The sequence below is a fragment of the Pseudomonas fluorescens genome (genome assembly GCF_001307275.1).
Classification (GTDB): domain Bacteria; phylum Pseudomonadota; class Gammaproteobacteria; order Pseudomonadales; family Pseudomonadaceae; genus Aquipseudomonas; species Aquipseudomonas fluorescens_AA.
On record NZ_CP012831.1, the window covers coordinates 6799311 to 6815021 of the forward strand.

Annotated in this window: 14 protein-coding genes; 5 read left to right on the top strand and 9 right to left on the bottom strand. The window is 59.4% G+C overall.

Annotation, left to right across the window (positions count from 1 at the left end):
- Nucleotides 1–72 precede the first annotated feature (72 nt).
- The 4 genes from AO356_RS29260 to AO356_RS29275 form a co-directional block, all read right to left on the bottom strand.
- Nucleotides 73–1725 (bottom strand): AMP-binding protein, encoded by a 1653-nt coding sequence (locus tag AO356_RS29260; protein ID WP_060742820.1) that lies wholly within the window; start codon nt 1723–1725, stop codon nt 73–75.
- On the bottom strand, nt 1722–2462 hold the full coding sequence (locus AO356_RS29265; protein ID WP_060742821.1) for a nitroreductase: 741 nt from the start codon (nt 2460–2462) through the stop codon (nt 1722–1724). Before AO356_RS29265 ends, AO356_RS29260 begins: the two co-directional genes overlap by 4 nt.
- 49 nt (nt 2463–2511) lie before the next feature.
- Entirely contained in the window at nt 2512–3855 is a 1344-nt protein-coding gene (locus AO356_RS29270) for an MFS transporter (RefSeq protein WP_060742822.1), read from the bottom strand.
- Between the two features lie 336 nt (nt 3856–4191).
- Nucleotides 4192–5217, bottom strand: a complete 1026-nt coding sequence (locus tag AO356_RS29275) for an AraC family transcriptional regulator (protein ID WP_060742823.1) — start codon at nt 5215–5217, stop codon at nt 4192–4194.
- Nucleotides 5218–5391: 174 nt separating this feature from the next.
- Between AO356_RS29275 and AO356_RS29280 the strand changes: the two genes are divergently transcribed.
- Nucleotides 5392–5928 carry a MaoC/PaaZ C-terminal domain-containing protein gene (locus AO356_RS29280; protein WP_146042596.1) on the top strand — a complete coding sequence of 179 codons (537 nt, stop codon included), beginning with the start codon at nt 5392–5394 and terminating at the stop codon, nt 5926–5928.
- 68 nt (nt 5929–5996) lie between these two features.
- On the opposite strand, the gene AO356_RS29285 is transcribed toward AO356_RS29280, so the two are convergent.
- The 3 genes from AO356_RS29285 to AO356_RS29295 are packed head-to-tail and all read right to left on the bottom strand — an operon-like array spanning nt 5997 to nt 8722.
- Nucleotides 5997–7022, bottom strand: coding sequence for an ABC transporter substrate-binding protein (locus AO356_RS29285; RefSeq protein ID WP_060742825.1), 1026 nt, complete (start codon nt 7020–7022; stop codon nt 5997–5999).
- A gap of 37 nt (nt 7023–7059) precedes the next feature.
- A complete protein-coding gene (locus AO356_RS29290; RefSeq protein ID WP_060742826.1) occupies nt 7060–7848 on the bottom strand; it encodes an ABC transporter ATP-binding protein in 789 nt (262 codons plus the stop codon).
- Nucleotide 7849: 1 nt separating this feature from the next.
- Entirely contained in the window at nt 7850–8722 is an 873-nt protein-coding gene (locus AO356_RS29295; protein ID WP_060742827.1) for an ABC transporter permease, read from the bottom strand.
- A 362-nt stretch (nt 8723–9084) separates the two neighbouring features.
- Between AO356_RS29295 and AO356_RS29300 the strand changes: the two genes are divergently transcribed.
- Entirely contained in the window at nt 9085–10173 is a 1089-nt protein-coding gene (locus AO356_RS29300) for an LLM class flavin-dependent oxidoreductase (protein ID WP_060742828.1), read from the top strand.
- A 225-nt stretch (nt 10174–10398) separates the two neighbouring features.
- Here the strand turns inward: AO356_RS29300 and AO356_RS29305 are convergent, their stop codons facing one another.
- Together AO356_RS29305 and AO356_RS29310 are read right to left on the bottom strand one after the other, a co-directional pair.
- Complete coding sequence (locus AO356_RS29305) at nt 10399–11193, bottom strand: class II aldolase/adducin family protein (RefSeq protein WP_060742829.1); 795 nt, start codon at nt 11191–11193, stop codon at nt 10399–10401.
- A gap of 127 nt (nt 11194–11320) precedes the next feature.
- Nucleotides 11321–12226 carry a LysR family transcriptional regulator gene (locus AO356_RS29310; protein ID WP_060742830.1) on the bottom strand — a complete coding sequence of 302 codons (906 nt, stop codon included), beginning with the start codon at nt 12224–12226 and terminating at the stop codon, nt 11321–11323.
- A gap of 240 nt (nt 12227–12466) precedes the next feature.
- Here AO356_RS29310 and AO356_RS29315 point away from each other — a divergent pair, with 240 nt between their 5' ends.
- From AO356_RS29315 to AO356_RS29325, 3 genes are all read left to right on the top strand, one after another.
- Nucleotides 12467–13075 (top strand): cysteine dioxygenase, encoded by a 609-nt coding sequence (locus AO356_RS29315; RefSeq protein WP_060742831.1) that lies wholly within the window; start codon nt 12467–12469, stop codon nt 13073–13075.
- Nucleotides 13072–14655: a rhodanese-related sulfurtransferase gene (locus tag AO356_RS29320; RefSeq protein WP_060742832.1), complete on the top strand. Its 1584-nt coding sequence runs from the start codon at nt 13072–13074 to the stop codon at nt 14653–14655. Before AO356_RS29315 ends, AO356_RS29320 begins: the two co-directional genes overlap by 4 nt.
- A gap of 95 nt (nt 14656–14750) precedes the next feature.
- Nucleotides 14751–15704, top strand: coding sequence for an ABC transporter substrate-binding protein (locus tag AO356_RS29325; protein WP_060742833.1), 954 nt, complete (start codon nt 14751–14753; stop codon nt 15702–15704).
- The last annotated feature ends 7 nt before the right edge of the window (nt 15705–15711 follow it).

Sequence of the window (15711 nt, forward strand, 5' to 3'; positions counted from 1 at the left end):
GAAACGCTCGATGACGATGCGGTGGAAATATCAACGATTGAGCCCTACCGCCTTGGGCGAAATGAACTCGGCTCAACCACTCGATGCTAAACGCACAATTGCATCGCGACTGCCGGCTTGTTCTCGCAGAAGAAACTTCTGGATTTTCCCGGTCGCGGTCTTGGGCAACTCCATGAAGATCACTCTGCGAGGACATTTGAAGCGGGCAAGGCGCGCTTGGCAGAACGCGATCATGTCGGCTTCGGTAGGCCGCTCAGCCCCGCCTTTGAGTTCGATAAACGCGCACGGAACCTCGCCCCATATGTCATCAGGCTGCGCGACGACGGCCGCATGCAAAACAGCCGGGTGACAGTGGATGGCCTCTTCAATTTCGACGGACGAGATATTCTCTCCTCCGGAAATGATGACGTCCTTGCAGCGGTCGGTGATTTGTATATAACCGTTAGGGTGTACCACTGCGACATCACCGGTGTGGAACCAGCCACCTTCAAAGGCTTTGCGCGTCGCGTTTTCGTTTTTCAGATAACCCATCATCACGGTGTTGCCTTTGAGCAGCAGTTCTCCGGTGGTGTGGCCGTCTTTTGGAACCGGCTGCAGGGTGTCAGCGTCAGCCACCATCAGGCCCTCAAATCCAGCCGCGCGAGCGCCCTGGCGTACGCGCAAGGCGCCTTGGTCACTTTGCGCGAGCGCATTCCAACCGTCCTGCCAGACACAACTGATCGGTGTGCCGGATACTTCGGTAATGCCGTACACGTGGTCAACGTCGAAGCCTAAGGAAACGACGGCATCAAGCACGGTTGCCGGAGGCGGAGAGCCCGCCGTCAGCACGCGAACCGGCGTTTCAAGCGGGGGACGATCGGCTGAGTTGGCGATCATGGCCATCACAATAGGTGCCGCGCAGAAGTGATCGACACCCTGGGTATCTATCGCATCGAACACCGCTTCTGCCGAGACCTTTCTCAAACACACGTGGGTGCCAGCAGCGGCAGTGATAGCCCAGGTAAAACACCAGCCGTTGGCGTGGAACATAGGCAATGTCCACAGGTACCGTGGCGCCCGGGAAAGGGGCCAGTTGGTCATCTGCAGCATGCTCATGAGATAGGTACCGCGATGGCTGGCCACGACCCCCTTCGGATCGCCTGTGGTGCCGGACGTGTAATTGAGTGCGATGGGCTGCCACTCATCACTGGGCCACACGCCTTGGAAATCCGGGCTGCCGCGGCCGATAAAGGTTTCGTAGTCGACATCGCCAATGCTGCTGCCCAGGGGCGCCAAGTGATCATTGATGTCGATGACCACGGGTGGGTGCTCGAGGCGTTCAAGGGCGGCAACGGCGAGCGCCGCAAATTCGCGATCCACCAACAAAAGCTTGCATTCCCCATGACGCAGGATGAATGCCACGCCTTCCGCATCGAGGCGGTAGTTGACGGTATTGAGCACCGCGCCGCAAAGCGGCACGCCAAAATGGGCTTCGAGCATGGCAGGGGTGTTGGGGGACAGGATCGAAACCGTGTCCCCTGCCCCCATGCCCTCGTTGGAAAGCGCACTGGCGAGCCGATAGCAGCGTTCGCGCGTTTGGCGCCACGTTCTGCGCAGGTCACCATGTACCACGGCGACCCGGTCCGGGTGGACAAGGGCCGCGCGATCCAGAAAACCAAGGGGCGTCAGGGGCAGATAGTTGGCCTTGGATTGCTCCAACCCATTCTCGTAGGCACCAGGTTTCATGGTGTTGACTCCTTATTATTGTGATGAAACGTAGTGAACGCGCTCACTGGCTCACGATCAGTCACCAACGTATTTTCAATGCTGTTTTCGTCGGCGTAGCCAAGGCTCATTCCGCATACCAGCATCTGTTCGGCGGGAATCTCGAGCGCGTTGGAAATAACCTCGTGGTACTTCAAAAAGGCTGCCTGTGGGCAGGTATGCAACCCTCTTCCTCGCGCCGCCACCATCACCGCCTGCAAAAACATGCCGTAGTCCAGCAGGCTCCCCTCCTTGAGCACCCGGTCAATGGTGAACAGCAAACCGACAGGCGCATCGAAGAAACGGTAGTTGCGGCCGTGCTGAGCGTGCATGCGCTGCTTGTCACCCTTGGCGATGCCCAGCAGGCCATAAAGGTCCCAACCCACTTTCCTGCGCCGGTCCACGTACGGCGATGTCCATTCTCGTGGGTAGTACTCATAGGCGTCTTCAAGGTCACCGCTGAGCGACGGATCGTTGTCCAGTTCAGCGATAGCCCGTGAAACCTGAGCCTTGGCGGCACCGGTGATTACGTGGACACGCCAAGGCTGCATATTCACGCCTGTCGCGCAAAAACGGGCGACATCCAGGATCGCCTCGATTTCTTCCCGTGGTACAGGCGTGGGCAGATATGCCCGAATGCTGCGTCGTGAAGCGATCGCCCAATCAATCGTCTGGCTAAGTAGCTCAGCTGGTACTGGCGGCTGGGATAAGCGGTTCATTTTCATGCCTTATGGCTTACAGATTCGGGTACAGGGGATACGCAACGCTTCAGGGAGTGAGGGCCGCTGCCTTTCGAACGTGTGTAGAGTCAGCGCGCGACTGATTGATCAGGGTGACCGCGGCCGCGCCAATCAGGCCAGCCAGGCTGATGGCCATGAAGTTTTTCTCGAGCGGCAGGTTCAATGACACCAGCCAGCCGATAAGAACAGGGGCAACGATGGCGCCGATTCGACCGACCCCCGACGCAAAGCCCACGCCAGTCGAACGAATCGTTGAGGGGTAGAAATCACCCGCATAGGCATAGGCCAGCAACTGGGTACCCAAGGTGGACGCCCCGACAACGAATACCACCGGAAACAATAGCGTCGTTGAGCGCGTATAGCCCAAGACAGTCAGCGCAATGGCGCCCACGATGTAGAAACCGACCAGCACGTGCTTGATGTTGAGCTTGTCGCTCAGCCAGCCACCACCAATAGCACCCACGATGGCGCCCACGTTGAACACGATCACAAAATTCAACGCCGAGCCCAGGCTGAAACCAGCCATCGCCATCAGCTTGGTCAGCCACGAGTTAAGGGCGTAGACCATAAACAAGCCAGTCATGAACGCCGCCCAGATCATCACCGTGCTGAAACCCCGGCCCTCCTTGAACAGGTGCCGAACGGGTGCCTGCTGTTTATCCAGGACCGCAGCGTTGCCCACCATCACGGTGTTCTCGTCGATCTGGAGCGTCGGGTCTATTTTGCGTGCGATAGCCCGCAGTTCCTCCTGACGGCCGGTTTTGAGCAGATAACCGATGGACTCTGGCATGGTCTTCAGGATCAGGGGGATCAGCAGTACAGGCAGCAGTGCTACATAAAACACCCACTGCCAGCCGTAGCTCTCAATGAGCTGCTTGCCAGTGAGCGCCACCAGAATACCGCCTACGGAGTAGCCCGCGAAAACCAGGGTCACCAGGCGCGTGCGAAGTTTGAGCGGGGAAAACTCCCCCATCTGCGCTGTACAAATGGGCAGTACACCGCCAATACCAAGGCCGGCGACAAAGCGAGAGATGCTGAAACTGATAGGGTCGCTGGTCAGCCCTGCCGCGGCGGTAAAAATGCTGAACAGCGCTACGCAGATGGCGATCATTTTCGGCCGGCCAATACGGTCCGCCAGCGTGCCAAGAAAAATTGCGCCAAGCATCGTTCCAAAGAGTGCAGCACCGGCCATGACGCCGGCGCTGGTCGGATCGATGTTCATGTCTTTCATGATTGCCGGAAGAGCAGCGCCGACGACGGCGAGGTCATAGCCATCGATGATCAGAATGAGCACACACCAAAAAAGTATGAGCCCATGGAAGCGGTTGAACGTTGAGTCCACCGCAAGTGCATAAACATTTACCGGCTGCATAGTGTGTCTCCTTCGATCTTGTTTTTGTTGGTGAAGTGCACATGTCCCTGCGTCACGAGGCGCATGGTCGTGGTTGCGGTCGGGGAGAAGACACACCGGTTCGACAATCGGCGGCTTGCTTGATCGACGCGCACCCTGGGATTACCTGGTTCGCATCGTAGGAGTTGGGTTGGCTGTGGCCTATGCCCTACGGCATCGTTTTGCGTGACCGTTTTGGACAGTCGTGGCCGCCTGACACGTCGGGGCGGTGCTGGCGTGGAAGAACCGAGGGTTCAGGTCGGGAAACGAGTTGCGGTTTTCAAGGAAACTCTTGCGCGCGAACACATGCAGGGCTGTTCAGCCCTCGCTCGAGTCGTCGGCGTTAGATCGACGATAGGCGCCTGGGCTGACGCCAGTCCATTTCTTGAAGGCCCGGTGAAAGGCGCTGCTTTCCTGGAAGCCTGTGAGCGCCGCCACCTCCATGACCGTCATGTCTGGCTGACAGAGCAGATTGATTGCCATATCCCGCCGCAAGTTGTCCTTCAGGCGCTGGTAACTGATGCCTTCGGCCTGCAGCCTTCGCTGAAGGGTCGAATAGGACATGCCAAGAACCTTCGCCAGCTTGTCGAGCTCTGGCCATTGTTCCGGGTCAAGCCCCCTTAATCTCATTCGGACCTGGACGCTGATACTGTCTTCGTTGCGATATTTGACTAACAGGCTGGCAGGCGACTCCTTCATGAAGGTCGACAGGGTAGCCTGGGTCTGCACCACCCTCAGGTTCAGATAACTGCGATCAAATCGCACCCTGCTGGTTGGGGCGTCGAACTGAATGTCTTCGCAAAAACGCATGCGGTAGTCGCTGTCGTCAGCGGGCCGGGAGGGCCTGAAGCAGAGCGTCTGAATTGGAATGCGCCTGTTACCCAGCCAGCACAGCAGGCCATGGACCAGGATCAGCCAGGTTCCATAGCTGAACAGGCGTCGCTCAACGCCGCGATCATGAATGACGATGACGGCGCAGTCGCCGTCAAACATCAGTTCACCGTAGATGTCGTCGAGTACGAGCCGAAGAAACTTCAAAATCCGATGCAACGCCTGTTCTAGCGACGTGGAACCAATCGACGCCTGGCACATCAGTCGGAAGCTGCCTCTTCGCATTGGGTGACTATCGATGCCGAAAAACTCATCATCGAGAAGGTCTGAAAGCGCAACCCACAAACGAGAAAATGCAGCTGCCGAAACGCGCGCCTGGGGCGAGGTGAGGAGCTCAGGATCGATGCGTGCTTGCTGCAGGACGCCAGCGGTATCCAACTGGCGCCGCAATGCGCCCTCGAGGGCTTCATGCACCAAGCTGATTGAAGTAGTCCCTTTGTCTTGGGCGAGCACGCGTATTTCTCTCTGCGGGTGGCCTCGCGGTCGAGGTTGCGTCAATAAGTTCTCGCGCCAACGCAACGCGTGTCAACCCGAAGGTGGTGCAGGTTGAGATCAATTGGGTAACAGCGCCGTCAGGACCTCGATGCCAAGCCCCATTGTCCAAAGCGTTCAGCCAGGCTGAGGTGGTTGAACATTGCCGTGAGCCCTGGTCACCGCCACTATCCATTCCAGAACCTCAATGGTCATGACACAAAAAATGGAGACATCGCGATGGAAAAGGCGCTGTTTTGGGAAGACTTTACGCCTGGCAGAACATGGGCTGCCACGCAGCCTGCCGCCATCACAGAGGGGCAAATTATTGCCTTTGCGACCGAGTACGATCCTCTGGACATGCATATCGATCCGGACCTGGCCCATTCGAGCCCGTTAGGGGTGCACTGTGCCAGCGCGGTGCAAACCTTCGGTTTTGCGCAGCGCTTGATGTGCGAGGCGTTGTTTCTTCAAACAAGCCTCGTGGCGGGAGGGAAGATCGATGCGTTCAGGTTGATTGCTCCTGTAGTGCCAGGAGACAAGCTCAAACTTAGCGCCCAAGTCCTCCGATTACTCATTCACACCAGAAACCCAAACCGAGGCTGGGTTGTGTTCGATGTGGAAGTTGCTACGACAACGGGAAAAGCTGTCCTCGCGTATGAGATCACGGTGTTAATACTCCGCAGAAGCTAGGGCCCTTGTGACGCTCCGAACATTGTCCATTCGTAAACATTCAAAACGAACACGTGCCTGGCCCCGGACTAACGTGCCGGCTCCGACTGCGTCAATGTCAAAGGCTTCAGGGAAAACACCTGGTCATCCGTCAGTTTTTGCACATCGACACGATGGGGGAAAATGTTTTTTTCCACGAACAAGTCATCGACTTGCTGCAGTGCCTGGACATCCTGCGGTTCGAGCGGCAACAGCGCCTCATCCCCCCAACTGCGTAGTCGTTGCGAGACTTCCAGGGGAATATCGTTGACCTTGGCGAAGACCCGTGCGTACTCGTCAGGATTCTGCCGGGCCCATTCGAAGGCCTTGGCAAAGCGTTGCAATACGTCGCTAAGTGCCTTGCGCTTGAGGGGATCGGCCAGGACGTCATCGGAGGCGGTGATGAAGGTCAGGCCGGTATTGATGCCCTCGCCGCTGATCAGCACCCGCGCGCCCTGCTGCTCGGCAAACGCCTGATAAATCCCGAAGGTGGCCCAGGCTTCGATCTTGCCAGCGTTGAATGCGGACAAGGCATCGGTCGGCAGGACAAATCCGACATTGACCTCCTTGTCCTCGACACCGGCATTGGCCAGTGCGCGAATCAACAGGTATTGGGAAATGCTGGCGCGAGCCGAAGACACCACGACGTTGCGGCCTTTCAAGTCGGCAACGGTGCGGATCTGCGAATCAGCTGGAACCAGGATCGCAATGCCCCTTGATTGACTACGTCGTACCGCGACGATGCGCAGTGGCGTACCACCGGTCGCGGCGGCGAGCACCGGCGTATCGCCAGCCGGTGCCAAATCGACGGCACCAGCGCGCAAGGCTTCGAACAAGGGCGCGGCCCCCTGGAAGTTCGCCCATTCAATTGTGTAGTCGATCCCTTCCAATGCATGTGCCGCCTCGACCACAGTGCGCAAGCCCTTGGCTTGATCGCCCAAAATCAACTTGACGCCGGACAAGTCTGACTTGGCAGCAGATGGAGATTGGGACTCGACCGTGTCACCGCAACCGCTGAGTAGCAACGCGACGCAGGACAACAACACCAGCGCAGATTTGCGAACGTGTATCGGCATGACAGCACATCCCTGTATCAATGAATTGAAAGCAGCGTCAGCCATGGGCAAAACGCCGGACAGCCTTGTTCGTGAGCGGTCGTTCAGCCACGGCAACGGTCTCCACCTCGACCCCCAACAACCCCAGCAAGCGCGCACGGATCGCTTGGAAACCCTGCTGCCCGGTATCTCTAGCCCGCGGCAGATCGATCGACAATTGCTCGGCGATCTTGCCATTGGCCAACACGATCACCCGATCGGCCAGCAGGATGGCTTCATCCACGTCATGGGTGACCAGCAACACCGCCGGGGTGTGCTTGCGCCACAACTCGATGATCAGCCGATGCATGCGAATCCGGGTCAGTGCATCGAGCGCGGCGAAGGGTTCGTCGAGCAGCAACAGCTTGGGTTCGCGCACCAGGCCACGGGCCAGCGCCACGCGTTGCGCTTCACCGCCGGAGAGCGTCGCCGGATAGGCCTCCAGACGATGGGCCAAGCCGACCTCCGTCAGCGCTTGCACCGCTCGCGCCTTGGCGTCCGGGGTGTGCAGACCGAGAACCACATTCTTCCAGGCGCGCTTCCACGGCATCAACCGCGGCTCCTGAAACACCGCGGCCCGTGCCTTGGGCACCAGCAACTGACCGCTGTCGATACTGTCCAGGCCGGCCAGGCTGCGCAGCAAGGTGGTCTTGCCCGAACCGCTGGCCCCGAGCAGCGCGACGAATTCGCCTGGTGCGATGTCCAGGTCCAAGCCATCGATGACCCGTTGCTCGCCGAATTGGCGTACCACATTACGCAGTTGTACCGGTGCTTCTGACTGCAGGTTTTTTGCCGCGATAGTCGACATGTCAGTTCCTCACAAAAGATGGGCGCCAGGCCAGGGCAAAACGCTCGAGCGTGCGGATCAGTCCGTCGATCAATAAACCGAGGACGCTGTAGATAAGCAGGCAGATCACGATCACGTCGGTGCGCATGAAATCCCGCGCATCACTGGCCAGAAAACCGATGCCGGCGGTGGTGTTGATCTGTTCGACGAACACCAGGGCCAGCCAGGAAATTCCCAGGGAATAGCGCAAGCCGACAAAAAACGAAGGCAAGGAACCTGGCAAGATCACATGCCAGATCAACTCGCGACGATTCAGGCCCAGGGTGTTGGCGGCCTCGATCAGCTTGGGGTCGATGTTGCGAATCCCGGCGAACAGATTCAGGTACACCGGAAAAGTCGTACCGGTGACGATCAGCGCGATCTTGGTGAACTCGCCGATGCCGAACCAGAGGATGAACAACGGCACCAGCGCCAGGGAAGGAATGGTGCGCAGCATCTGCATCGGCGAGTCGAGGATGACCTCACCACGCTTGGACAAACCAGTGATCAGCGCCGCAATGACGCCGACGCTGACCCCGATGCTCAACCCCAGCAACGCGCGCTGCAGCGACACCAGCAAATGCTTGCCCAGCTCCCCGGACACAATCATCGCCCAGAGGGTGCCGCCTATTTGCGAGGGGGCGGCGATAATCCGTTGGGGGATCAGGCCGAGCTGCGACGCCAGTTCCCACAAGAGCAGCAACGCAACCGGACTGAGCAGGCGCAGAAGGACTTCCGGGGTTCGCCAGTTGTGTAGCCAGCCGGGAATCAGCTTCGACGCACCCCGGCTCTCAACAGCCTTGCTGACAGAAAACGAGCTACTCGTGCTCCGCGTATCGAAGGTCTTTTCGGTCATCAGGCTTCCTTCCTCATCAAGAATACGGCTTCGAATTCATGCTATTCGCATAAAAAACACCAGTGAAATTCTTTTTGGGAATAACCTAATATGATTAAAAATCAGATATAAAATAATCCAGATAAATTATTTGCATAATAAAAGCTCGCAGTCCACGTCCCGCGGCGGATGCATCCCTGACACACCTTAAAATGCGCATTTCTGATATTTATTATTTCATATGATTCATTTAATTAATAATTAACTTAGAACAAAACGGCATTTCACAGCCCTGCCCGCTGCGCCTACTTTCGACGTCACAGACCGACCCCCTGCCCGGTGGAGGCTTGAAATCACGCCTATCCAAAGACAAGGAACCCAGCATGAGCATCGAATTCATCGGTTACATCGGTGGCCATCAATCCTCGGAAACCCAGCCGCGCAGCGGCCCGGTGTTGCAGCCCGAATATGTAGAGACCGTCGCCCGCGCCCATGAGGAAGCCGGTTTCGACCGCGCCCTGGTCGCGTTCCACTCCAACAGTCCGGACAGCACGCTGATTGCCTCCCATGCCGCCAGCGTGACGAAAAAGCTGAAGTTCCTGATTGCCCATCGACCGGGATTCGCCGCCCCGACCCTGGCCGCACGACAGTTCACCACCCTCGATGTGTTCAATGGTGGGCGCACCGCCGTGCACATCATCACCGGCGGCGATGATCGTGAATTGCGCGCCGATGGAAGCTACATCGGCAAAGACGAGCGCTACGCCCGTACCGATGAATACCTTGATGTGCTGCGTCAGGAATGGACCCGCGAAAAGCCCTTCGACTATCAGGGCAAGTACTACCAGGTCGAGGGTGCGCACTCGCAAGTCAAGTCGCCGCAACAGCCACACATACCGCTGTATTTTGGTGGCTCATCGGCGGCGGCCATCGCTGTAGCCGGCAAGCATGCAGACGTTTACGCATTGTGGGGTGAAACCTACGAACAGGTGCGCGAAGTGGTGAATCAGGTGCGCGCCGAGGCGGCCAGGCACGGGCGCAGCATTCGTTTCAGCCTGTCGTTGCGACCGATCCTGGCCGACACCGAAGCGCAAGCCTGGGACCGTGCCGAGCGCATCCTGCAACAGGCCACAGCGTTGGCCGAACAGAACGGCTTTGTGCGTCGCGAACCGCCGAACGAAGGGTCCCGACGCTTGCTGGCGGCCGCGGCCCAGGGCTCGCGCCTGGATAAACGCCTGTGGACCGGGATCGCCGGTCTGCTCGGCGCACAAGGCAATTCGACTTCGCTGGTCGGCACCCCGGAACAAGTGGCCGAAGCCCTGCTCGACTATTACGACCTGGGCATCACCACGTTCCTGATCCGCGGTTTTGACCCACTTGATGACACCATCGATTATGGCAAGCGTCTGATCCCGCTGACCCGTCAACTCGTCGCCGAACGCGAACGGCAAGCGGCGGAAAAAGTCGCGTAAAGCACTGAGTATCTAATGTGGGAGCGAGCCTGCTCGCGATTAGGCCATCACAGTCAGCATCAATGTTGAATGTCAGTCCCCTATCGCGAGCAAGCTCGCTCCCACATTGGGTTGTGGTTGGATGGGCGATTCGTGCCCCGCCCACTCATCACTGTGGGAGCGAGCTTGCTCGCGAAAGCGGTGAGTCAGGCAAAGACAGAGCCGCCTGGCACACCGCTTGAAAACTCAGTTCTTGTAGTCGATGTCGGTCCGTTCCAACTGCCGGATCAGCGCATTCCAGTGCCGCGCAACACCCGGCCCGTCACCACTTTTGAACACTTCGGCCTGTTTCTCGACCTTGGCCACCACTTCGGCCGGAGGAAAGATCAAGTCGGCATTGCCGCCAGCCTGTGCCGCGATCTGAATGTTGCAGGCGCGCTCCAGCCCTTGCAGTTGCTGGAATGCGTGCTCGACGCTGATCCCCGCCGTCAGCAAACCGTGGTTACGCAGAATCAGCACACTCTTGTCCCCCAGGTCCGCCACCAACCGTTCACGCTCGTCCAGATCCAGGGCGATACCTTCGTAACCGTGGTAGGCCACCCGCCCGGAAAAGCCGATGGAGTGCTGCGAGATCGGTAACAGCCCGTCGCGCTGGGCCGATACCGCGATGCCATCGCGGGTATGGGTATGCAGGACCGCTTGCAGGTCGGGACGCGCACCGTGGATAGCGCTGTGGATCACGTACCCGGCGTAGTTGATGCCCAGGCCGGTCGGGTCGTCGACGATGGTTCCGTCAATGTCGACCTTGACCAGGTTGGACGCGGTAATTTCATCGAACAACAGCCCGAAGGCATTGATCAGGAAATGCTCCTCAGGCCCCGGCACCCGCGCGGAAAAGTGCGTGTAGATGTGATCGGTCCACTTGAACAGGGCCGCCAGCCGATAGGCGGCGGCCAGTTTTACCCGCACCTCCCATTCCTCGGGACTGACACGCTGGCGAACATTTTTCGAAACGCTGGATAACGGACTGACGCTGCTCATGGCAAAACTTCCTGGATGGCCTTAAGGATCTCCAGGAAGCCTAGGGGAAGGCAAAAAATAATAAAAAGCACATTTTAATCTAAGCTAATTATTATTATTTTTTATGATACGCCGCCCCTTCTCCCACTCATGCAGCATGCTTGACCTTCTGCAACGATCCAGCCACCCGTTTGCCGAAGGCATCCACCGGCCCTTGAAGGTTGCCCAGGAAGTGCGGGTAGATCAGCCATAGGTCCATCACCGGCTTGAAATCCTTCAGCGGCATCACCGCCAGGTGTTCGCGATGAACACTGCGTTCCAGCAGCGGACGCGGCACCAGGCCGAGGCCCAGGCCATCGGCGACCAGGCCCAGTTGCAATTCGGTACCGAAGGTTTCCAGGTTGACCCGCAAAGCCAGGCCCTGGTCCGACAGGGTTCTCTGCAACCCGGCACGGAAACCGCAGCCGTCCGGATTGAGGATCCAGCCATTCTGGTAGACGTCGGCCAGTTTGCAGGGACGCTTGGGCAACTGCGCGTTGGCGCACACCACCACCAGTTCCATCTTGCCGATCGACTCACCGACAATGTTGTCTGGAAAAATCTTGCCCGCGGGAAACAACGCCGCCGCTGCATCCAATTCGCCACGCTCGATCTTGCCGACCAACTGGCTGCCCCAACCGGTGACGACCTGGGCACGTAGCTCGGGGTACTCCACGCGCAAATGCTTGAGCGCATCGAGCAGTACCACATCCCCGATCGTTTGCGGAACGCCCAGGCGCAACAGGCCGGTAGGCGGCGCATCGGTGGCGACCAGCTCGCGCAGGGCATCCATCTCCCGCAGGATCAGACGACACTGCTCGTAGACTCGCGTACCGATCAACGTGGGCTTGAGCGGCTTGGTGTTGCGGTCGAACAATTCCACGCCCAACGCTTGCTCGAAGTTCTGCACGCGGCGTGTGATAGCCGGTTGCGTCAGCTGCAAGGTCTCGGCGGCATGGCTGATGGACTGGCAACGAATCACTTCGACAAAGGCGTCAATATCGTCAATTTTCATTTGGCCCGCACATAGAGAACAGTCAATAAAATGTTTGAAAAGCATAATGCGCTGTAAAAAATCATAGTGCCATTGCGCATGCCTGGATAGCCCGGCGCACCGATCGATAACCTCTAAGTCTATTCACAACTGTTCTAAATTCTTTTCAGCTATAACCTAATCATTAAAAAATAGCATATTAAGAAAAATCATTATGCTTAAATCATGGCAACAGATATTCAACACAACGACGGAATCGCCATGACCCAGGCCCGACACCCGGAGAGACTCAGAGCATTCATCGGCGCCCTGGCGGAGCTGATCGATGGCAATCCTCGCGAAGGCGACCTGCTGCATCGCGGTGGCAAGCTGCTCGCTCAGTTGGTCAGCCACGACGATTGGCTGCCCGAGGATTTTGCCCAGGCAGACCCCGAGCGCTATCAGCAGTACTTGCTGCATGCCGATTCGCGGCAGCGTTTCAGCGTGGTCAGTTTTGTCTGGGGACCGGGGCAACGTACGCCGATCCACGATCATCGGGTCTGGGGGCTGATTGGCATGCTGCGTGGCGCCGAGCATTCCCAAGGCTTCGCCCGTCATCCCGACGGCACCCTGGTGCCCGAGGGCGCGCCCACACGGCTGGTACCGGGCCAGGTCGAAGCGGTGTCTCCCAAGATCGGCGACATCCACCAAGTCAGCAACGCCTTCGATAACCAGGTGTCCATCAGCATTCACGTGTACGGCGCCAACATCGGCGCCGTTCGCCGTGCGGTGTATCAGCCCGACGGCAGCGAGAAGTTGTTCATTTCCGGTTATTCCAACGCCTTCCTCCCCAATATCTGGGACCTGTCCAAAGAGAGCCAAGCCCTATGAGCACCGCACCTACCCGCTCCTACGCCGAGATTCGCCAGGCGTTGCTGAACCGTGAAGAACTGGCCCTTGTCGATGTCCGCGAAGAGGCCCCGTTCGCCGAAGGGCATCCGTTGTTCGCCGCCAATATTTCGCTGTCCAAGCTTGAGCTGGAGGTGTATTCGCGCATCCCGAGGCGCGATACCTCGGTGACGGTCTATGACAACGGCGAGGGTCTGGCGGGCATCGCGGTGCAGCGTTTGCAGGACCTGGGCTACATCGATGTCAGCGTGCTCGAGGGCGGCCTCGAGGGTTGGCGCAAGGCCGGCGGCGAGTTGTTCATCGACGTCAATGTGCCGAGCAAGGCCTTTGGTGAGCTGGTGGAAAACCAGCGTCATACACCTTCGTTGGCGGCGGAAGAGGTCCAGTCGTTGCTCGACAGCGAAGCCGACGTGGTGGTGCTCGACGCCCGGCGGTTCGACGAATACCAGACCATGAGCATTCCCGGTGGCATCAGCGTGCCGGGGGCGGAACTGGTGTTGCGTGCTCGCGAACTCGCGCCAGACCCGACGACCCGCATCATCGTCAATTGCGCCGGGCGTACCCGTAGCATCATCGGCACCCAGTCGCTGATCAACGCGGGCATCGACAACCCGGTGGCCGCCCTGCGCAACGGCACCATCGGCTGGACCCTGGCCGGTCAAACCCTGGAGCACGGCCAGGCACGCCGCTTTGCCGTCACCGGCGAAGAACATCGAGACGTCGCCGCTCGCGATGCCCGCCGTGTCGCCGACCAGGCACTGGTCGGGCGCGCTACCCTCGCCGACCTGCATCGCTGGCAGCAGGAACCGACACGCAGTACCTACCTGTTCGATGTGCGTACTCCAGAAGAATTCGAAGCCGGCCACCTGCCCGCCTCGCGCTCCACCCCCGGTGGGCAACTGGTGCAGGAAACCGATCACTTCGCCAGTGTGCGCGGCGCGCGCCTGGTGCTGGTGGATGACGACGGCGTACGCGCCAATATGTCAGCCTCCTGGCTCGCGCAACTGGGTTGGGAGGTGCACGTGCTGGATGACCTGCAACCGGCGCACTTCAGTGAACAGGGCACCTGGAAAGCGCCGGTGCCTGCACCGCCGCAAGCCGAGGAAATCAGCCCCGGAACCCTTGAACAATGGCTGACCGAAGGTGACACCGTGGTGCTGGATTTCACCGGCAGCGCCAACTACGTCAAGCGCCACATCCCCGGCGCCTGGTGGGTATTGCGCGCTCGGTTGAGCGACGCCTTGGCCAAGGTGCCACCGGCCCAACGCTATGTGCTGACGTGTGGCAGCAGCCAATTGGCCCGGCTGGCGGTCCCCGAAGTCGAGGCGCTGACCGGCAAGGACGTATTTCTGCTGCGCAGCGGCACGGCAGCATGGATCGCCGAGCAACGACCACTGGAGCACGGCGAAACCCGCCTGGCCTCGCCGCGCATCGACCGCTATCGCCGACCGTACGAGGGCACCGACAACCCACGGGAGGCCATGCAGGCCTACCTGGATTGGGAGTACGGCCTGGTGGACCAACTGGCCCGCGACGGCACCCATGGTTTTTTCGTGATCTGAACCCGTAAGGGGTCGGTTGACCGGCCCCTGTCCACACCAGCCGACCCCTTCTCCAGGCGGAGGCGCTGAACGCAACACTCAGCCTGGAGCCTCCGATGCGCCTGACTCTACCCCTGCTGTTGATCACCCTCGCCTTTGGCCCGGTCCATGCCGCCGACTTGCAGCCGCTGCGGGTCGCCAATCAGAAATCCACCATCAAGGCCTTGCTGGAAGTTTCCGGCGAGCTCAAGGAGGTGCCCTACGAGATCCAGTTTTCCGAGTTCCCCGCCGCCGCGCCGCTGGGCGAGGCGCTGAATGCCGGCGCCGTGGATATCGGCGCCCTGGGCGATGCGCCCTACGTATTCGCCCTGGGCGCGGGTGCGTCGCTCAAGGTGGTCAGCATCATTCATGCCGAGGGACGTAACACCACGGCCATCCTGGTGCCCAAGGACTCCCCCATCAAGCAAGTCGCCGACCTCAAGGGCAAGCGCATCGTCACCACGCGCGGCTCCATCGGGCATTACCTGGCGATCAAGGCCCTGCGCAGCGTAGGCCTGAGCACCCAGGACGTGCAATTCGTGTTCCTGCTGCCCAGTGAATCCCGGCTGGTGCTGGACAACGGCACCGCAGACGCCTGGTCCACCTGGGATCCCTTCACCACGGTCGTGACCGCCCAGAGCCAGGCGCGGGTCCTGGTCAGCGGCAGTAGCTTGTTGAGCAATCACCTCTACCTCGCCGCCACCAGCCAGGCCATCGCTGAGAAGCGCCAGCAACTGGACGACTTTGTCGCCCGCGTAGACCGGGCCTACCGCTGGAGCAACGAGCACCCCAATGAATACGCCGCCGCCCAGGCCAGGATCACCGGCCTGCCCCTGGCGGTTCACCTGAACGTGGCCAATGCCACCCACATGCAGCCGGTGGTGATTGACGACGCCGTTGTCAGCGGCTTGCAGGCGACCGCCGACATCTATCAGCAAGAAGGCTTGCTGACCCACCGCATCGACGTCTCCCAAGGTTTCGACAAGAGCTTCAACACCCTGCGTGCCCCCCTCACCCAGGCCTCGCGCTAAAGGAGCA

What these genes read in the sequence shown, in the direction of transcription:
- AO356_RS29295 (WP_060742827.1), bottom strand. Translation starts at nt 8,722, where the DNA reads ATGACCGAAAAGACCTTCGATACGCGGAGCACGAGTAGCTCGTTTTCT.
- AO356_RS29285 (WP_060742825.1), bottom strand. Translation starts at nt 7,022, where the DNA reads ATGCCGATACACGTTCGCAAATCTGCGCTGGTGTTGTTGTCCTGCGTC.
- AO356_RS29300 (WP_060742828.1), top strand. Translation starts at nt 9,085, where the DNA reads ATGAGCATCGAATTCATCGGTTACATCGGTGGCCATCAATCCTCGGAA.
- AO356_RS29305 (WP_060742829.1), bottom strand. Translation starts at nt 11,193, where the DNA reads ATGAGCAGCGTCAGTCCGTTATCCAGCGTTTCGAAAAATGTTCGCCAG.
- AO356_RS29310 (WP_060742830.1), bottom strand. Translation starts at nt 12,226, where the DNA reads ATGAAAATTGACGATATTGACGCCTTTGTCGAAGTGATTCGTTGCCAG.
- AO356_RS29290 (WP_060742826.1), bottom strand. Translation starts at nt 7,848, where the DNA reads ATGTCGACTATCGCGGCAAAAAACCTGCAGTCAGAAGCACCGGTACAA.
- AO356_RS29315 (WP_060742831.1), top strand. Translation starts at nt 12,467, where the DNA reads ATGACCCAGGCCCGACACCCGGAGAGACTCAGAGCATTCATCGGCGCC.
- AO356_RS29265 (WP_060742821.1), bottom strand. Translation starts at nt 2,462, where the DNA reads ATGAACCGCTTATCCCAGCCGCCAGTACCAGCTGAGCTACTTAGCCAG.
- AO356_RS29325 (WP_060742833.1), top strand. Translation starts at nt 14,751, where the DNA reads ATGCGCCTGACTCTACCCCTGCTGTTGATCACCCTCGCCTTTGGCCCG.
- AO356_RS29320 (WP_060742832.1), top strand. Translation starts at nt 13,072, where the DNA reads ATGAGCACCGCACCTACCCGCTCCTACGCCGAGATTCGCCAGGCGTTG.
- AO356_RS29260 (WP_060742820.1), bottom strand. Translation starts at nt 1,725, where the DNA reads ATGAAACCTGGTGCCTACGAGAATGGGTTGGAGCAATCCAAGGCCAAC.
- AO356_RS29270 (WP_060742822.1), bottom strand. Translation starts at nt 3,855, where the DNA reads ATGCAGCCGGTAAATGTTTATGCACTTGCGGTGGACTCAACGTTCAAC.